At 71.7% G+C, this 15,584-nt stretch carries 20 protein-coding genes and 1 pseudogene; 13 read left to right on the top strand and 8 right to left on the bottom strand.

Annotated features, from left to right (window positions below; all coding sequences use genetic code 11):
* Positions 1-250, bottom strand: a pseudogene (locus tag AOK01_RS30250) (hypothetical protein); the annotation flags it as partial.
* 309 nt (positions 251-559) lie between these two features.
* Between AOK01_RS30250 and AOK01_RS30245 the strand changes: the two are divergent.
* The gene (locus tag AOK01_RS30245; RefSeq protein WP_055517250.1) at positions 560-1,177 is read left to right on the top strand and encodes a hypothetical protein; all 618 of its coding nucleotides are present in this window, start codon (positions 560-562) and stop codon (positions 1,175-1,177) included.
* 33 nt (positions 1,178-1,210) lie between these two features.
* On the opposite strand, the gene AOK01_RS45485 is transcribed toward AOK01_RS30245, so the two are convergent.
* Positions 1,211-1,363, bottom strand: coding sequence for a hypothetical protein (locus tag AOK01_RS45485; RefSeq protein WP_245702476.1), 153 nt, complete (start codon positions 1,361-1,363; stop codon positions 1,211-1,213).
* Here AOK01_RS45485 and AOK01_RS46665 point away from each other — a divergent pair.
* On the top strand, positions 1,293-2,060 hold the full coding sequence (locus AOK01_RS46665) for a class F sortase (protein WP_245702475.1): 768 nt from the start codon (positions 1,293-1,295) through the stop codon (positions 2,058-2,060). The genes AOK01_RS45485 and AOK01_RS46665 overlap by 71 nt on opposite strands.
* A gap of 37 nt (positions 2,061-2,097) precedes the next feature.
* On the opposite strand, the gene AOK01_RS30235 is transcribed toward AOK01_RS46665, so the two are convergent.
* Positions 2,098-2,265 (bottom strand): hypothetical protein, encoded by a 168-nt coding sequence (locus tag AOK01_RS30235; protein WP_157871541.1) that lies wholly within the window; start codon positions 2,263-2,265, stop codon positions 2,098-2,100.
* A gap of 85 nt (positions 2,266-2,350) precedes the next feature.
* A complete protein-coding gene (locus AOK01_RS30230; RefSeq protein ID WP_055517244.1) occupies positions 2,351-3,376 on the bottom strand; it encodes an alpha/beta fold hydrolase in 1,026 nt (341 codons plus the stop codon).
* Between the two features lie 242 nt (positions 3,377-3,618).
* Between AOK01_RS30230 and AOK01_RS30225 the strand changes: the two genes are divergently transcribed.
* From AOK01_RS30225 to AOK01_RS30205, 5 genes are all read left to right on the top strand, one after another.
* Positions 3,619-5,040 carry a S1 family peptidase gene (locus AOK01_RS30225; RefSeq protein WP_055517242.1) on the top strand — a complete coding sequence of 474 codons (1,422 nt, stop codon included), beginning with the start codon at positions 3,619-3,621 and terminating at the stop codon, positions 5,038-5,040.
* 75 nt (positions 5,041-5,115) lie between these two features.
* Positions 5,116-6,291 (top strand): damage-control phosphatase ARMT1 family protein, encoded by a 1,176-nt coding sequence (locus AOK01_RS30220; protein WP_055517240.1) that lies wholly within the window; start codon positions 5,116-5,118, stop codon positions 6,289-6,291.
* Between the two features lie 85 nt (positions 6,292-6,376).
* Positions 6,377-6,781: a hypothetical protein gene (locus AOK01_RS30215; protein ID WP_063792890.1), complete on the top strand. Its 405-nt coding sequence runs from the start codon at positions 6,377-6,379 to the stop codon at positions 6,779-6,781.
* Between the two features lie 88 nt (positions 6,782-6,869).
* Positions 6,870-7,526, top strand: coding sequence for a thioredoxin-like domain-containing protein (locus AOK01_RS30210; protein ID WP_055517237.1), 657 nt, complete (start codon positions 6,870-6,872; stop codon positions 7,524-7,526).
* 275 nt (positions 7,527-7,801) lie between these two features.
* Positions 7,802-8,653 carry a hypothetical protein gene (locus AOK01_RS30205; RefSeq protein WP_245702474.1) on the top strand — a complete coding sequence of 284 codons (852 nt, stop codon included), beginning with the start codon at positions 7,802-7,804 and terminating at the stop codon, positions 8,651-8,653.
* Positions 8,654-8,746: 93 nt separating this feature from the next.
* On the opposite strand, the gene AOK01_RS30200 is transcribed toward AOK01_RS30205, so the two are convergent.
* The 3 genes from AOK01_RS30200 to AOK01_RS30190 all read right to left on the bottom strand — a co-directional run bounded on the left by AOK01_RS30200 (position 8,747) and on the right by AOK01_RS30190 (position 10,847).
* A complete protein-coding gene (locus AOK01_RS30200) occupies positions 8,747-8,938 on the bottom strand; it encodes an antitoxin (RefSeq protein WP_055517235.1) in 192 nt (63 codons plus the stop codon).
* A gap of 107 nt (positions 8,939-9,045) precedes the next feature.
* Positions 9,046-9,768: a ribonuclease H family protein gene (locus AOK01_RS30195; protein ID WP_055517233.1), complete on the bottom strand. Its 723-nt coding sequence runs from the start codon at positions 9,766-9,768 to the stop codon at positions 9,046-9,048.
* Between the two features lie 23 nt (positions 9,769-9,791).
* Positions 9,792-10,847, bottom strand: coding sequence for an alpha/beta fold hydrolase (locus AOK01_RS30190; RefSeq protein ID WP_055517231.1), 1,056 nt, complete (start codon positions 10,845-10,847; stop codon positions 9,792-9,794).
* An 84-nt stretch (positions 10,848-10,931) separates the two neighbouring features.
* On the opposite strand from AOK01_RS30190, the gene AOK01_RS30185 reads away from it, so the two are divergent.
* From AOK01_RS30185 to AOK01_RS30160, 6 genes are all read left to right on the top strand, one after another.
* On the top strand, positions 10,932-11,507 hold the full coding sequence (locus tag AOK01_RS30185; RefSeq protein ID WP_107099957.1) for a helix-turn-helix domain-containing protein: 576 nt from the start codon (positions 10,932-10,934) through the stop codon (positions 11,505-11,507).
* 106 nt (positions 11,508-11,613) lie between these two features.
* Positions 11,614-12,561 (top strand): MurR/RpiR family transcriptional regulator, encoded by a 948-nt coding sequence (locus tag AOK01_RS30180; RefSeq protein WP_107099956.1) that lies wholly within the window; start codon positions 11,614-11,616, stop codon positions 12,559-12,561.
* Positions 12,562-12,873: 312 nt separating this feature from the next.
* Positions 12,874-13,257, top strand: a complete 384-nt coding sequence (locus AOK01_RS30175) for a hypothetical protein (protein WP_213862171.1) — start codon at positions 12,874-12,876, stop codon at positions 13,255-13,257.
* 161 nt (positions 13,258-13,418) lie between these two features.
* Positions 13,419-14,180 carry a TetR family transcriptional regulator gene (locus tag AOK01_RS30170; RefSeq protein WP_079103877.1) on the top strand — a complete coding sequence of 254 codons (762 nt, stop codon included), beginning with the start codon at positions 13,419-13,421 and terminating at the stop codon, positions 14,178-14,180.
* Between the two features lie 108 nt (positions 14,181-14,288).
* Complete coding sequence (locus AOK01_RS30165; protein ID WP_169800165.1) at positions 14,289-14,744, top strand: Zn-ribbon domain-containing OB-fold protein; 456 nt, start codon at positions 14,289-14,291, stop codon at positions 14,742-14,744.
* Positions 14,745-14,811: 67 nt separating this feature from the next.
* Complete coding sequence (locus AOK01_RS30160) at positions 14,812-15,321, top strand: mycothiol transferase (protein ID WP_055517221.1); 510 nt, start codon at positions 14,812-14,814, stop codon at positions 15,319-15,321.
* Between the two features lie 22 nt (positions 15,322-15,343).
* Here the strand turns inward: AOK01_RS30160 and AOK01_RS30155 are convergent.
* A partial coding sequence (locus AOK01_RS30155) for a hypothetical protein (RefSeq protein WP_342671076.1) occupies positions 15,344-15,584 on the bottom strand: 241 nt, incomplete at its 5' end.

The raw sequence follows: 15,584 nt of genomic DNA, 5'->3' as shown, positions 1-15,584 counted from the left end.
GGGCCGGGAGAGCCGCGGGCATGGCCGGGGTGGCCGGGAGGGCCGCACCCGACTCGGCGCGTACGGTCGCTTCACCGGTGGCAGGGCGCTGTGTGGCCGGGCGCTGTTCCGCCTCGCCGGTTTCGGTGGCGCTTCCGTCTCGGAGGGTGTCCTGGCCGTTCTCCCACTCTTCCGGGACGGATGCGTCGGCCAGGGGCGCCGCCGAGAAGTCGGCCGTCCCCGTGGTCGGGTCTCCACTGGCTGTTGACATGACGACAAGTCCTCCGTTCGCCTCGATGAGCTGTGGAACGGGTGGTGTCCGAAGGGACGCCACCCCGGATCCCGGCCGGCCGGGAGGACTGGTGCGAGACGTTGGCACCGCGCCACGACCGCGTCAACGATCCTTTCCGTTGTCCCGCAGAAATACGACAGGGCCGCCCCCGAGCGCCGGAACGCTGGGCCGGACGGGGGAACTCTGACGCGCCATCAGCGATGCGCCGCGTTTCCCCCTTCCGGATGTGAAAGAGAGTCAGGTGCACAACCGATTTGTACGACAATCATTCCACTCGGAGGATTTCGCATGCCCGCCTCACCACTCTCCCGTTCCGTCGGCGCCCGCACCGGCGCCGCGGCCCTCACCACGGCCGCCCTCGCGGGCGCCGCCCTCCTCGGGGCACCGGCCGCCTACGCCACCCCCGTCGACAGCGGCGACGTAAAGATCCACTCGGAGTCGGCGTCGCCCACCGACCAGCGCAGCGAGACGGAGGTCTGCAAGTTCTACCTCTCCGCCGTCAACTTCGAAGGGGTCGGGGTCACGGGGATCACCTGGCTCATCGAGCCACAGCCGGCGACCTCGGCCAAGGCCACGCTCAACGGCACCCTCGCCCTGCCCACCGGCACCGGCTACACGGACACGCTGGCGCTGCCCGACGGCGACTACAAGCTCACCTGGAAGCCCGTGGGCGGGACCGGGGCGGGCAAGGAGAAGCCCTTCAAGGTCAACTGCAAGCAGGACGCGACGGGCAAGCAGGACGCCAAGCCGGCGGCTCCCAAGGGCCCGGTGCCCGCGGGCGGCGGCGGTCTCGCCGACACGCCGACCGTCTCGACGGCCGCGGCCGCCGGAGCGGTGGGACTGGTCGGCGTGTCCGGCTTCGTCTACTTCCGGACGCTGCGTCGCCGGCCCGACGGTGCCGCGTAGGCACGCGCCAAGGCCCTGGTACCGCACGCGTGCCTACCGCCTGGCGAGAACGGTGGTCCTGGCGTTCTCGCTGGTGATGGGCGGCATCTGGTGGGCCGAGGACGACGGTCGGCCCGTGGGGCCGACCGCCGCCTCGGCGGTGGAGTCCGGGGACGCGAAGGCGTCCCCGGGTCCGCCCGCCTCCACGACACCGGAGCCTCGGCGCAGCCCTGTTCCCGAACGATCCCCCGTCCGCCGTCCGAGCCCGCCGCCGCGGCCACCACGGACATCCCCACCGCCGCGGACACCTCCGCCGCAACGGCCTTCGCAACCGCCGTCGGCCTCTCGACCCCCGCGGCCACTCCCACCCCCGCGGACATCCCAGCCACCGCGGCCTTCCCCGCCACGGTGGTCACTCCAACCGCTCCCGCGGTCCAGGCCCACCACCCTGAGCATCCCGTTCCTCGGCCTGCGGGCGCCGGTCGTCGGACTGGGCCTGGACCGGCGGCAGCAGCTCACCGCCCCGCCGCTCGACCAGCCCGGACTGGCCGGCTGGTACGAGGGCGGGCCCTCGCCCGGAGAGGCGGGAACCGCCGTGATGGTCGGCCATCTGGACACCCGCACCGGACCCGCCGTGTTCGCCGGCCTGAGCACGCTCAAGCCCGGCGGGCTCGTCGAGGCCCTGCGCGCCGACGGCCGAACCGCCGTCTACACGGTGGACGCCGTCCGCCAGTACGAGAAGGCGCGCTTCCCCAGTCAGGAGGTGTACGGCGCCAGGAAGCGTCCGGAGCTGCGGCTGATCACCTGTGGCGGGGTGTACGACCGGCAGTCCGGCGGCTACCAGAGCAATGTCGTGGTCTTCGCCCATCTCACGCGGACGACGGACCCCGCGCACCGCGTCTGAGCCCGCATCCTGTCGGTGCCGGGGTCGCCGCCCGCCGTCATGGGGCGCGTCGCTGCGTACAGGCCACAGTGACGAGGGTCTCGACCAGGGCCCGGACCGCGTGGACGGTCCACGCCCCGCCGGCCGTCGACGGGTGGGCGACCGGCTGGTGGCCGACGGCCGCCGGCCGGTTCCACGTGCCGGCCGGCAGGGCGTGGGAGTTCACCGACCGCCCGCCCGGTGTCCGCCCGGTGTCCGCGGCCCCCGCGCCCACGGCCTCGGCGGCATCACCGACCGGGTGCGGCTCGTCGTCATCGCGTACGAGTCGGGCCTTGTGTCGTCGTCGGGCCGTCGAGGGAATTCAGCCAGGCGGTCAGGAGCCGGTTGACCTCGTCGGGGCGTTCCTGCTGGACCCAGTGGCCGCAGCCCTCCAGGAGGTGTGAGGAGACCAGGCCGGGGAGGGTGCTGGGAAACGCCTTGATCGCGTCGGCCAGCCAGGCGATGGACGCGTCCAGTTCACCGGCGACGAACAGCGACGGCTGGGTGACGGGAGCGCCGTCCTGGTCGGCGAGGTCCTCCCAGTCGCGGTCCATGGTGCGGTAGCGGTTGAGCGCGCCCGTGAAACCGGTCCGCTCGAACTCGGCGGCGCAGAAGTCCAGTTCCTCGTCCGTGAGCCAGGAAGGTCGGTCCGTCACGAACCGGTCGGAGAGCTTGCCGCCCTTCGGTACGAAGAAGACCGCGCCCTCTCCCGACGCCGGCTTCGTGTCGCCGGCCAGCGTGGCGTAGAAGCCTGACAGCCAGCCCCGTACGTCCTGCTCGATCTCCGCCTCGGCCCGGCCGGGCTGCTGGAAGTGGCTGACGTAGAACTCCTCGTCCCCGCCGATCATGGCGAAGGCGTCGGTCGGCCGCATCCCGCCACGTGGCGTGTACGGCACCCCGAACAGCCCGACGGCGGTGAAGACGTCCGGCCTGAGCAGCGCGGAGTCGGCGGCGATGGTCGAGCCCCAGTCGTGGCCGACGATCACGGCGGTCTCCTCGCCGAGCGCGCGGACGACCGCCACGTTGTCCTCGACGTGGGCCCCGATCCGGTACGCCTCCACGGCGTCGGGTGCCGAGGAGCGCCCGTAGCCGCGTACGTCGATGGCCACCGCGCGGTAGCCCGCCGCGGCGAGTGCCGGAAGCTGGTGGCGCCACGAGTGCCAGAGCTCGGGAAAGCCGTGGACCAGCAGGACCAGCGGGCCGGTGCCCTGCTCGACCAGGTGGATGCGGCCACCGGGCACGTCGACCAGTCGGTGCCGGGCGTCCGCCGGGGTGAACGGGGTGGCGTCCTGCGACATATGTCCTCCTTGGGTGGATCCGCTGATACCGATCATGGAGGCGCCCACGGCGAGGGGCCGAGGGATATTGCCGTTTCGGCAAAAGCGCGGCTCGGGCGACCGGCGGGTTCTCGCCGACTCCGAACGGCCGGGCGGCTCGGTGAACCGGACCGCGCGACGGCACGTACTGGAGGAGGGCGTACACCCAGCGGGAGCGCCCGCAGGGGTGACGCTGTGTCAGGACAGTCGCACGGGAGCCGTGGATGAGGCATGCACGACGGAATGTTCAGCGAATCGCACGGTTCGCCGCCATCGGCGGGCTGGCCTGCGGAGGGCTGATGGTCACGCAGGCCATGGCGAGCGAGACGTCGGACGACGCGAATCCTCCGAATACACCGAACGCCGAGACCAGGGCCGCACGGACGGGCCAGGAACTGGTCGCCGAACTGGGCACCTCGCGCACGGCGGGCAGCTGGATCGACGCCCAGGGGCGCCCGGTCGTCGCGGTGACCGACGAGAAGGCGGCGGCCGACGTACGCGAGGCCGGCGCCGTCGCCAAGGTCGTCCGCCACACCATGCGGGATCTCAAGTCCGCCACCGAGACGCTCAAGGGCGCGCCCAAGGTGGCCGGCACCTCCTGGGCGATGGACTACGCGACGAACCAGGTGGTGGTGCGCGCCGACAGCACGGTCTCCGCGGCCGCGTGGGCGCGGCTGACCGAGGTCGCCGAGGGCATCGGCAAGTCCGTACGCATGGAACGGACGGACGGCACGTTCACTCCGCGGCTGAACGGCGCCGACGCGCTCTTCGCCGGCTCGGGACGCTGTTCGGCGGGCTTCAACGTGACGAACGGGCAGAACAACTTCATCCTCACGGCCGGCCACTGCGGCCCCGTGGGCACGACGTGGTTCTCGGACCAGCAGGGAACGAAGCAGATCGGCTCCACGGTCTCCGGCTCGTTCCCCGGCGGTGACTTCTCCCTCGTGCGGTACGACTCCACCGCCGCCCTCAGCGGCGCCGACGTCGTGGCCGTCGGCAACGGCCAGGGCATACGGATCGTCGGGGCGTCCGACCCGGCCGTCGGCCAGAAGGTCTTCCGCAGCGGCAGCACGACCGGCCTCCAGTCCGGCCAGGTGACGGGGTTGAACGCGACGGTCAACTACCCGCAGGGCACGGTCACCGGACTCATCGAGACCACGGTGTGCGCCGAACCGGGCGACAGCGGCGGCCCGATGTTCGCCGACGGGCTGGCCCTGGGCGTCACCTCGGGCGGCAGCGGGGACTGCAGGAACGGCGGTACGACGTTCTTCCAGCCGGTGACCAAGGCGCTGGACTCGCTCGGCGTGAAACTGGCGACCGCCCCCGGAGCGGCCGGTCAGGCCACCCCCTCGGCCGGGACCACCGGCAGCGCGGGCAGCGGCGCGGGCGCGGCGGTACCGCCCGGCACGTCCTCGGCCGCTCCCGGTGGCGCGGCCCTGCCGGGGGCCGTGGGTCCGGTGGACACGGCTCCCGAGGGGCAGACCGACAGCGCCGCCTCGGCCCTTGACCGGCTCGGGGAATACCGGAACCTCGGCCCCGGGCTGTTCGTCATCGCGGGGAGTCTGCTCGCGCTGGTGGCACTGCGGATCCGTTCGGAACGGGGCCGCAAGCGCTACCGCAACCAGTACTCGCAGAGCTGGGGCTGACGGCGGCCCGGCCGCCCCGGCCACCCGTACGACTGCCCGCGCCGCAGCCGACCTCAGGGGCGGTTTACTGGGGGCATGACGCGCCCCAGTCACCACACCGACCGAGCCCCCGTCGTCGTCGGCACCCCGGGCTCCTTCGCCCGCAGTGTGCTGGACGAGCGGCACCCGGCCCTCATCGAGCGGGTACGGCGGGCCACCCCGTACCCACCCGCGCGGCAGCGGGCACTGGACGCCCTCCTCGACGAGATCACCAAGGGGTTCATCGAGCCGCTGGACGACGGCGAACCGGGCGCCGAGCGCTGGCGGGACGAGCCGTACTACGGACAGCGGTGGGCGGACGTGCCGTTCCTCTGGGCGGAGAGCTTCTTCTACCGCAGACTCCTGGCCGCCCTGCGCCACTTCACCCCCGGCCCCTGGCTCGGCATCGACCCTTTCGCCCCCTTCAAGAACGCCGAACTCGCCGGCGCCGAGGTCGACGACGAACTGTCGGCGCTCGACCGCCTCCCCGGGCTCACCCCGCAGGAGCGGGACCGCACGCTCCTGCTCTCCTCCCTCTGGGGCAACCGCGCCGACCTCGGCTTCCAACTGTCCGCAGGGGAGGCCGGGTTGGCCGACCGGGTGCGGGGTCTCGTCGTCGACGACTCACACACGCTGTGGGAGGTCCTCGCGGCCGGCCGGCCCGGCAGGGTCTGTCTCGTCGCCGACAACGCCGGCCCCGAACTGCTCCCCGACCTGGTCCTCGCCGACCATCTGCTGACGACCGGGCGGGCCACCTCCGTCGTCCTGCACCTCAAGCCGTACCCGTACTACGTCTCCGACGCCACCACCGCCGACACCCTCGCCTGCCTCGACCGGCTGACCGGAGCGTCCGGCCACGCGGCGGCGGCCGGCGAACGGCTGCGGCAGGCCGTCGGCGACGGACGGCTGATCCTGCGCACCCACGCGTTCTCCTGCGCGCCGCGCCCCTACGACCTGATGCCCGCCGACCTCCGGGAGGACTTCGCGTCCGCCACGCTCACCGTCATGAAGGGCGACCTCAACTACCGCCGCCTGGTGGGCGACCGGCACTGGCCGGCCACCACGCCGTTCGCCGAGGCCACCGCGTACTTCCCCGGTCCGGTGGCGGCGCTGCGGACGCTCAAGTCGGACGTCGTGACCGGCCTCGCGCCCAGCACCCTGGAGGAGCTGGACGCGGGCGCGGCGGCCTGGCGCACGAGCGGGACGCACGCCCTCGTACAGGTCAGGACCTGACCGTCGGACCGGGGAGCGTTGCCGGCGCGCGGCGTTCCCCGGGGTCCCGGCAGCGCTGTCACAGGCGCCGCATACCATCACCGTGATGAGCAGCCGGACACCACAGCGAGCGCGCCGCGGCACGCGGGCCGCGGTGCTGTGCCCTGCGCCGGCCGTGCTGATCCCGGTGTTGGTGGCCGTGCTTCTCGCGGTGCTGGTGGCGTGCCTGGGATATGTGCCGTCGCACGGCCGGGCGGCCCCGCCCTCCGTACCGGTGGTCACCGTCTCCGTCGCCCACGAACGGCTGGGCTCCCCCGCCGAGCACGACCAGTGCTGCGGCCTGCCCACCCGGGAGGCGCGGGCCGTGCTGCCGGTGGGGGCCCATCACCTCCCCGCGACGGCGCCGCAGCTGCCGGTCGTGGCCCGCCCGGCCGCGGCGCGGCGCGCTCCCGTGCTGCCGCCCACGCGCGGGGCTCCGGACCTGCACGTCCTCCAGGTGCAGCGGATCTAGACCGACGTCCGCCCGACGACGTCCGTCCGATCCCGCACCCACCGCCGCCCGAACGATCCGGCGCGGCGGGGACAAGGAACGCATTCCCATGAGCAAGTCCAGCAAGAAGTCCGCCTCCCTGGCCCGCAAGGCGCGCATCGAGGAGATGCGCCGCGCCGAGAAGGCCCGCGAACGCAGAGGCCGCATCCTGACCATCGCGGTCAGCACGGTCATCGTCGCCGGGCTCGTCGGATTCGGCGCGTACTACGTCGACAACGCGAACGACAAGGACGAGCGGCAGCAGGCAGCCGCGAAGAAGCCCGTCAAGGGCGAGAAGTCCTGGAACGCGAAGAAGCTGACCCAGAACCACGTCGCGAAGTCCGTGTCGTACCCGATGAACCCACCGGTCGGCGGCGACCACGACCAGGCGTGGATGACCTGTGACGGCTCGGTCTACACGAAGGCGATACCGAACGAGAACGCGGTGCACTCGCTGGAGCACGGCGCGGTCTGGATCACGTACAACGACAAGGCGGCGGACGCCGACGTGAAGACGCTCGCCGACAAGGTCGCCAAGACCCCGTACACGCTGATGAGTCCGGTGCGGGATCAGGCCGGCGCCCTCATGCTGTCGGCGTGGGGCAAGCAGCTGACCGTGGAGAAGGCGTCCGACCCGCGGGTCCAGCAGTTCCTGACGAAGTACGTGCAGGGCGCGCAGACCCCGGAGCCGGGGGCCGCCTGCACCAACGGCGTCGACGCGGACTGACGAGCCACCCACGGCCGGACACGGCCACCCACGGCCGGAGACGGCCGGAGACGGCTTCTTGCGGCGGCGCCGGGTCCCGGCCGGGAGCTCGGCGCCGCACGGGTGGCTGCGCCCGTGCCGCCCGGCGTGGGAACGAGCCGGCACCCGGCTGCTCCCCCATCCTCTCCTCGACGCACGCGATCGGCGCCCGGCCGTTCGCCGCCGCGAGGAGGAGGAACCCCGTGCCGGTACGCCCCACACCCCGTAGGACACGTAGGACACGTAGGACACCCCTGTTGCTGACCGCGGCGGCCGTACTGGCCGCCGCGGGCTTGACCGCCGTGGCCCAGCCGACGGGGGCGGCGCCCCGGCCCCAGCCATCAGGACCGTCGACCGTCTGTTCCCCCGCGGGCACCCTGAAGGGGCCGGGCGGCCAGCGGGCCGTGGTCGGTCTCTGCGCGAGCGGCGGCGGCGCGGGCACGTCGCTGTCGGCCCCGGCCACCTGCCGGCGCACCGGCAGCTCCGTCCGGTACGCCTGTCTGACCTCGGGCACCTGGACCCTGCGGCGTAACGGCCGGACCGTCGCCACGGGCCCGCTGCCCGGCGGCAGGGAGACCCCGGAACCCGGCACGTACGAGGTCAGCGGCACGGTGCACGTCCGCTCGTCGCCCGCCGGGGTCGACCTGCGGGGAACGGTTCGCACCACCCTGACCCTCACCGATCCGAAGCCCGTCCCCACGCACCGCGTCGAGGTCGACCGGCACACCCTGCGACCGCGCTCGTCGACCACGCTGACGTACACGGTCTCGCGCGAGAGCGACGCGGGCGACGGAAGCGCCCGCTTCGGGCTCATCGGGGAGGAGGCCTCGGGAGTGGAGCTGACCACGTCCGACGCCCGCTGCGTCAATCCGCTCACCGGCCGCCATCCGTCGAAGGCCCGCAGCATGTACGCCCTGGACTGTGCCCTCACCGACCTCCAGCCGGGCCGGCCCTCGACGGTGGTCGTGCACGCCAGGGTCGCGGACGCCTGCACGAGCGTCGTCTCGAAGCTGGGCTACTGGATGCCCCGGGGCCAGAGCCTCTACACGGGAGGCATGCTGGCCGGTCCCACGGTCACCTGCCGCCCCTCGAACTCCCGTGGACACTGACCCTTCGGCGTGGAAAAGGCCGGCCCCCCGAGAGGACCGGCCCGTAGCGGCGGCGGGGTGTGCCCCGCCGCCTGTGCGTGACTGCGGCGGTGGTCAGGACCGCGGCGGCCGGTCGTTGCGACCCGATCCGAACTGGTCCTTGAGCTTGTCCTGGCCGGTGTCCACGTGACGGCTGTACTTGCCCTTGGTCCTCTCGTCGATGACATCGCCGGCCTTGTCGATACCCTTGCTCGTCTGCTCCGGGTGGCCCTTCAGCATGCCCTTGATCTTGTCCATAACGGACATGAGTCATCCTCCTGATCAGTTCACCCCTACGTATCAAGGGTCACCGCAGGCGGCGCGTTTCGCATCCGGGAGGGAAACAGCCCGGCCCCGGTACCAGGCCCCCGTTACTAGGCCTCCGTGCGGCACTCCGGGTGGCCCCAGCCCTCGGCGTTCTTCGCGATGGTCTCGCCGGCCGTGTACGAGCGGCCACAGCGGCACCGGCCGGGGAACTTGGCCTTCAGCGTGCGTGAGGAGGACGAGGCCGAGGACCGCGCGGAAGAGGAGGACGCCGAAGAGGACGGCGAGGACGGCGTGCGCTTCTTCGGGGGCGCCGCCTTCTTGACCGCCGCGGATTTCGGCGGTTCCGGAGAGCCCTGCCCGCTGCCCGCCGGCTTCTGTACGAACGCGGCCTGGCTCGCCGCCCGGTCCGCGAAGTCGTTGAGGGGGTCGCCGTCGACCTGGTGCGCGGGCACGTACCGGAACTCCACCGAGCGGCCGCCGAGCAGCTCGTCGATCCGTACGACGAGTTCCTGGTTGGCCACGGGCTTGCCCGCCGCCGTCTTCCAGCCCTTGCGCTTCCAGCCCGGAAGCCAGGTGGTGACCGCCTTCATCGCGTACTGGGAGTCCATCCGGATCTCCAGCGGCACCTCGGGGTCCACTGCCGTCAACAGCCGCTCCAGCGCTGTCAGTTCGGCGACGTTGTTGGTCGCGGTGCCGAGCGGTCCCGCCTCCCACTCGGTGGGCGTTCCCGTTCCGTCCCCGACGACCCAGGCCCAGCCGGCGGGGCCTGGGTTTCCTTTCGACGCCCCGTCACACGCGGCGATTACGCGTTCAGCCATACGCCCGATCATGCCAGGGCGCGGGTACCCCGAATCTACCGGCCCTTCCCGGCGGTGAACGACAGGATCTCGCGCACCACGGCCGCGGGGTTCTCCTCGGCGAGCCAGTGCCCCGACGCGGGAATCTCGACCGCGCGCGTGATGTCACTCAGCATCGGCGTCAGGGTCGGCCGGGTGGCGGCGAGCGAACCGGTCGCCGTGAGGAGCAGCGTAGGGGTGTCCGCACGGACGGCTGCGGCGTTGTCACGCTCGTCGTCGTCCAGGCTCCGGTAGAGCTCGAATCCCGCTCGCAGGACGTCCGGGCGGCTGTACGTGCGGACGTACTCGTTGATTTCCGCCGCGGTGAACGGGGACCGCGTCCTCGTGCCGCCGAACGCCGCTCCGCCGTAGGCGACCTGCGGGTAGAACGCCGTGAGGTACTCGCGTACGTCGCTCGGGTTGTCGACGAGTTTCTCGGGGATCGCCCGCTGACTGTTGAAGGCCATGTGCCAGGAGAAGGTCCGGTACCGGGCGGCGGACAGCTTCCGCCCGGGAAGCGGGTAGTCCATGTGCACGTAGGAGTCCACCTGCTCGGGGAACTGTGAAACGTACTGGAATCCGACTCCGCCGCCGAGGTCGTGTGCGATCAGGTCGAAGCTGTCGAGTCCGATCCGGTCACGCAGCAGACCGTGGACGTAACGCGCCAGGGTCTTCTTGTCGAAGCTCGCCGGGCTTCCCTTGCTGTCGCCGAGGCCGGGGAGGTCGAGCGCGTACACGGTGTGGTGGTCGGCGAGAGCCGGCATGATCTCGCGCCACCCGTACCAGGTCTGCGGCCAGCCGTGCAGCAGCACCAGTGCCGGGCCGTGGCCGCCCGTGACGTAGTGCATGCGCACACCGCGGACCTCCGCGAACGCGTGCCTGAACGTCGCGTTGAACTCGGTGTCGTGCTTCGTCGCAGCGGCGACCCCGGTTCCGCTCCTGCTCCCGCTCCCCCTCCCGTCGGGCGTGTGCCATCCGGCAGTGCTGCCCACCGTGAGCGAGACGGCCAGTGCGCCGGCTCCGAGAACGAGGCGCCGGCGGTGCGAGCGGCTCCGGCTTCGAGTCAGTGTCATGCCGCGATCGTCAGACGCAGCCTTGCGGATCAGTATTCTTTTTTGCAGAACCGCAAAACACACGCTGTCTCAGGGAGCCCGCCGGTGACGGAAGACCAAGCGGTACTGGAGAACGTCGGCCCGCGGCTGCGGCGCTTCCGCACGACTCTCGGTCTCACCCTCGCCGATCTCGCGGAACGCACCGGCCTCACGCCGAGCACCATCTCCCGGCTCGAACGCGGCCACTTGCGTCCCACGCTGGAACAGCTCCTGCCACTTGCCCGCGCCTACGCCGTACCGCTCGACGAACTCGTGGCCGCACCGGCCACCGGCGATCCACGGGTCCATCTGCGCCCCTTCCGCAAGCACGGTCTGACCTTCGTGCCGCTGGGCATGAAAACGGGCGGGCTACGGGCGTACAAGGTGATCTATCCCCCGGTTTCGCAGCTCCCGCCGCCGGAATTCCACACGCATCCCGGCCGGGAGTGGTTCTACGTGCTCCGGGGGACGGTCCAGTTCGTCCTCACCGGCACCCGGACGGAACTCACGGCGGGCGAGGCGGCGGAGTTCGACACCGACGAACCTCACTGGATCGGCAACGCCCGGAACGACATACCGGCGGAGACCATCGCCATCTACGGGCAGCAGGGCGAACGCATTCACATCACGGACGCGAGCTAGGGCCTGAGCCGGACCGTGTCAGGTCGTCCGGCGTCCGGCCGCGGGGCTCCGTGACCATGGGCGACTGCCCGCCCGACGCCCCTTCCTGTGAGCTATGTTGACCGCAGTGGGACACGAAGGAGGCGCACCGGTGCCATCGCCGCAGCAGGCCCGCGCGCAGGCGTCCGCGATCAGTGCGGGGAAACCGCTCCCGGAGGCGGAGGCCGCTCCCACGACCCGGCTGCGGGCCCTGTTCGACCGCCCCCGGCTCTCTCCCGGACAGCGCCGCATCGCCCAGTACCTGATCGAGCACATCACCGAGGCGGCCTTCCTGTCGATCACGGATCTCGCGGAGCGCGTGGGCGTGAGCCAGCCCTCGGTGACCCGCTTCGCGACGGCCGTCGGCTTCAGCGGTTACCCCGCCCTGCGCGAACGCCTCCAGTCGATCGCGCTCAGCAAACTCGCCAGCACACCCGACGCCGCCGAGGAGGCCCGGCCCAACGAACTCCAGGCCGCCGTCGACGCGGAGATCGACAACCTGGAGAACCTGCGCCGCGACTTCGCCGACCCGGAGCAGGTCATCGAGACCGGCCGCGCCCTGTCGCGGTCGGCTCCGCTCACCGTCCTGGGGCTGCGGATCTCCGGGTCGCTGGCCGAGTACTTCGCGTACGCCGCCCGGCGCATCCACCCCGACGTCCGGCTGGTGACCCGGGGCGGCAGCGTCGCCTACGACGCCCTGCTCCAGTCGCGCGAGGCGGGCGGTACGTGGGTGCTGGCCTTCACCATGCCCCGGCACGCGCACGAGACACTGACGGCCATGCGGGTCGCCCGGCGGGCCGGTCTGCGCGTCGCCCTGGTCACCGATCTCGGGCTTGGGCCGCTGGCCGACGAGGCCGACGTCGTCTTCGCGACCGGCACCGGTTCACGGCTCGTCTTCGACTCGTACGCCGCGCCGGTCATACTCTCCGCGGCTCTGCTTCAAGCCATGACCGACGCCGACCCGGAGCGCACGCAGGCCCGCCTGGAGGACTACGAGCAGGTCGCGGACGAGCACGCCTTCTTCCTGAAGGACTGACCTCACCACTGGACCTCCCCACCGGCCTCCTCGGTACGCGGTGACAGCGTCCCGCAAGGCGAGATTCGGCCGTTCCGGCACATGAATTTTTTCATACCCTTGCAATACCAGACGGTATATATGAATACTTCTGGCTGATCGGGATCCGGTGGGTTCCCGCTCGGCCCGGGAACGGCGCTCCTTCTCGCACCGACCCGGGCGCACCGAACGGGTACTGCTCACGCACGCCCGTGGCGGCCCCGGTCAATCCCCTGGGCCGGGGCCGCCAAGAACGACCAGAACCGCCCGCCGGCCACCTCGGAAGCGATACCCATGTCCTTGACCTACTCGCCCATCAGCACGGACTGGCCCTGTCAGGTCAAGACGCCCGGCAACCGTGACTGGGAACGATCGGCGGCCAAGTGGCTGCGCGAGCTGGTACCGGCCCGCTACGGCAGCTATCCGCTGCTGATCCGTCAGCCCGTCCTGCTCGCCCGCCACGCGCAGATCCAGCTCCAGCAGGAGATCCGGGTCGTACGCACCGCGCTGCACAGCGCTCGGGCCGAACTGCCCGCCATGGGCATGCCGGAGTCCGTCATCGAGCACACGATCAAGCTGTACGCGGCCGAGCTCACGCAGCTGAACCACATCGCCCGGGGCGTCCGGGTCATCACGCAGGCACTCGTGGAGAGCCAGATCGCACGCCAGGCCCACTGAGCCGACCGGATTCACCTCCGCATCCGATGCCCCATGGCACTCAGTTCCCTGTTCGGAGCACACTGAGTGCCATCGGTCTCTCGTCCGGTGCTAGGTTCCCCACCATGAGCGAGGCACCGCGTCCCGGCCGGGCGGCCGACGTGACGAACCCGAAGCCGCCGATGCGGGAGTCCCTCGTGGCGGCGGCGTTCCAGCTGTTCGTGGAGCGGGGGTACGAGGAGACCACCGTGGACGACATCGTGGCCCTGGCGGGCGTCGGACGCCGGTCCTTCTTCCGGTACTTCCCGTCCAAGGAGGACGTGGTCTTCCCGGACCACGAAGGCTGCCTGGCGGAGATGACCGCCTTCCTGCGCGACAGCGGCCCCACGCACGAGCCGGTGGGGCGGGTCTGCGACGCCGCGCGCCTGGTCCTGCGCATGTACGCCGAGAACCCGGCGTTCTCCGTCCAGCGCTACCGCCTCACCAGAAAGGTCCCGGGGCTGCGGACATACGAACTCTCGGTCGTCTGGCGGTACGAGCGGGCGCTGGCCGAGTATCTGCGCGGGCGCTTCGCGGGCCTGCGCGACGGGACACTGCGGGCCGACGTCATCGCCGCCGCCGTGGTCGCCGCGCACAACAACGGGCTGCGGTCCTGGCTGCGTTCGGGCGGCCGGAGCGACGCGAGGGCCGAGGTGGACCACGCCCTCACCCACGTCCAGCAGGCGTTCGGGCCGGACCACGCACCCGGCGCCGACCCGACGCGCGAACCGGCACGCGAACCGGGATCGGACGCGAGCAGGGCCGAGGACAGGAACACGGGCCGGGACGCGGACCGGCACGCGGACCGGGACGACGACGTGGTCGTGGTCGTCTCGCGGCGCGGCGCACCGCTGTGGCGGGTCGTCCAGGAGATCGAGACCGCGCTCGGCCGCGATTCCGACTGATTAAGGGTACTGAGTGCCTTTACCTGTGACACTGCGTGCCATAACCTGAGGCTGTGCGCGGCGCGCCGCGCACCTTCGGATTCCGGCCAGGCGCAGGGAGATGACATCGTGTTCCACCGACGAAGCGGGACCACGACGGGCGTACTCGACCCGGAGGCGGCGACGCCCGCGGAAGCCGTCGAGGAAGTGCTCTTCTACCAGCGTTGCCGCTGGTGCGGGACCAGCATGTTCCACCGGCTGCTCTGCCCGGTCTGCGCGGGCAGCGATCTGCGCACGGAGCGCAGCGCGGGGCTCGGAGTCGTCCGCCACACGACTGTCGTGCAGCGCAACACTCCGGGCGCGCGCAACGTGTCGCTCGTCGAGCTCGCGGAGGGTTTCACCGTCCGGGGCCGGGTTTCCGGGCCGCTGGTCGCGATCCGCACCGGCGACCGGGTCCAGCTCACCACGCCGGCGGATCCGGTACGCCGCGAGCCCGTGTTCAAGCTCTGCGAGGAGCCGTTCTCCGGTTCGCACTCGGGTTCGTACTCGGGTTCGTACTCGGGCTCGTACTCCGGCTGGCACTGAGGCACTCGGCGGCGCCACGGGGGACACTGGCGGGGACAGGTGCCCCACGGAGAGCGCGGAGGAACCCATGCACGCCAAGGACGTCCTGATCGAGACCTACGGCCGCATCCAGGAGGAGGTGCACGCCGTCGTCGACGGCCTCTCGCCCGACGATCTCAACGCCCGCCCCGACGACCACGCCAACTCGATCAGCTGGCTCGTCTGGCACCTCACCCGGGTCCAGGACGACCACATCGCCGACGCCTTCGGCCTCAAGCAGGTCTGGGTGTCCGACGGTTGGGCGGACCGCTTCGCGTTGGCGCTCCCCCACACCGACACGGGTTACGGCCACACGCCGCAGAAGGTCGGCAAGGTCCGGGTGGACTCGGGGGACCTGCTGGTCGGCTACTACGACGCCGTCCACGAGCAGACGCTGGGAGCCCTGCGCGGCCTGCGCGCCGACGACCTGGACCGCGTCGTCGACGAGAACTGGTCTCCGCCCGTCACCCTGAGCGTCCGCCTGGTCAGCGTGGCCTCCGACGACCTGCAGCACGTGGGCCAGGCCGCCTACGTACGAGGGCTGTCGGCCGGCCGCTGAGCGTCGGCCCGCGCCGCGCGGGTCAGCGGCGTGGTTCCGGCCCCCAGTACGAGGGGCTGCCGCCGCGCCACTCGATGAGCGGCGACACCACGACCTCGTTCTCGTCGAACTCCAGCCCGGCCCGGCGCAGGAACTCGACGACGTCCACGAGGTTCATGGCGGTGCCGATCGCCTCGCCGTGGACCGTCACACGCCGGCCGCCGTCGCCGCGCGGCGGATGCACGAGTACTACAGGATGTTCCGACATGCCCTCAGCCTCACCC

The sequence above is a fragment of the Streptomyces aurantiacus genome, from assembly GCF_001418335.1.
GTDB classification, from domain to species: Bacteria; Actinomycetota; Actinomycetes; order Streptomycetales; family Streptomycetaceae; genus Streptomyces; species Streptomyces aurantiacus.
Note: the sequence above shows the minus strand (reverse complement) of the source record. Positions and strands in the feature narration are given on the sequence as shown.

Excerpts from the sequence above, each read along its gene's own strand:
- AOK01_RS30245 (WP_055517250.1), top strand. The coding sequence starts at position 560 with ATGCCCGCCTCACCACTCTCCCGTTCCGTCGGCGCCCGCACCGGCGCC.
- AOK01_RS30230 (WP_055517244.1), bottom strand. The coding sequence starts at position 3,376 with ATGTCGCAGGACGCCACCCCGTTCACCCCGGCGGACGCCCGGCACCGA.
- AOK01_RS30225 (WP_055517242.1), top strand. The coding sequence starts at position 3,619 with ATGAGGCATGCACGACGGAATGTTCAGCGAATCGCACGGTTCGCCGCC.
- AOK01_RS30220 (WP_055517240.1), top strand. The coding sequence starts at position 5,116 with ATGACGCGCCCCAGTCACCACACCGACCGAGCCCCCGTCGTCGTCGGC.
- AOK01_RS30215 (WP_063792890.1), top strand. The coding sequence starts at position 6,377 with ATGAGCAGCCGGACACCACAGCGAGCGCGCCGCGGCACGCGGGCCGCG.
- AOK01_RS30210 (WP_055517237.1), top strand. The coding sequence starts at position 6,870 with ATGAGCAAGTCCAGCAAGAAGTCCGCCTCCCTGGCCCGCAAGGCGCGC.
- AOK01_RS30200 (WP_055517235.1), bottom strand. The coding sequence starts at position 8,938 with ATGTCCGTTATGGACAAGATCAAGGGCATGCTGAAGGGCCACCCGGAG.
- AOK01_RS30195 (WP_055517233.1), bottom strand. The coding sequence starts at position 9,768 with ATGATCGGGCGTATGGCTGAACGCGTAATCGCCGCGTGTGACGGGGCG.
- AOK01_RS30190 (WP_055517231.1), bottom strand. The coding sequence starts at position 10,847 with ATGACACTGACTCGAAGCCGGAGCCGCTCGCACCGCCGGCGCCTCGTT.
- AOK01_RS30175 (WP_213862171.1), top strand. The coding sequence starts at position 12,874 with ATGTCCTTGACCTACTCGCCCATCAGCACGGACTGGCCCTGTCAGGTC.
- AOK01_RS30170 (WP_079103877.1), top strand. The coding sequence starts at position 13,419 with ATGCGGGAGTCCCTCGTGGCGGCGGCGTTCCAGCTGTTCGTGGAGCGG.
- AOK01_RS30160 (WP_055517221.1), top strand. The coding sequence starts at position 14,812 with ATGCACGCCAAGGACGTCCTGATCGAGACCTACGGCCGCATCCAGGAG.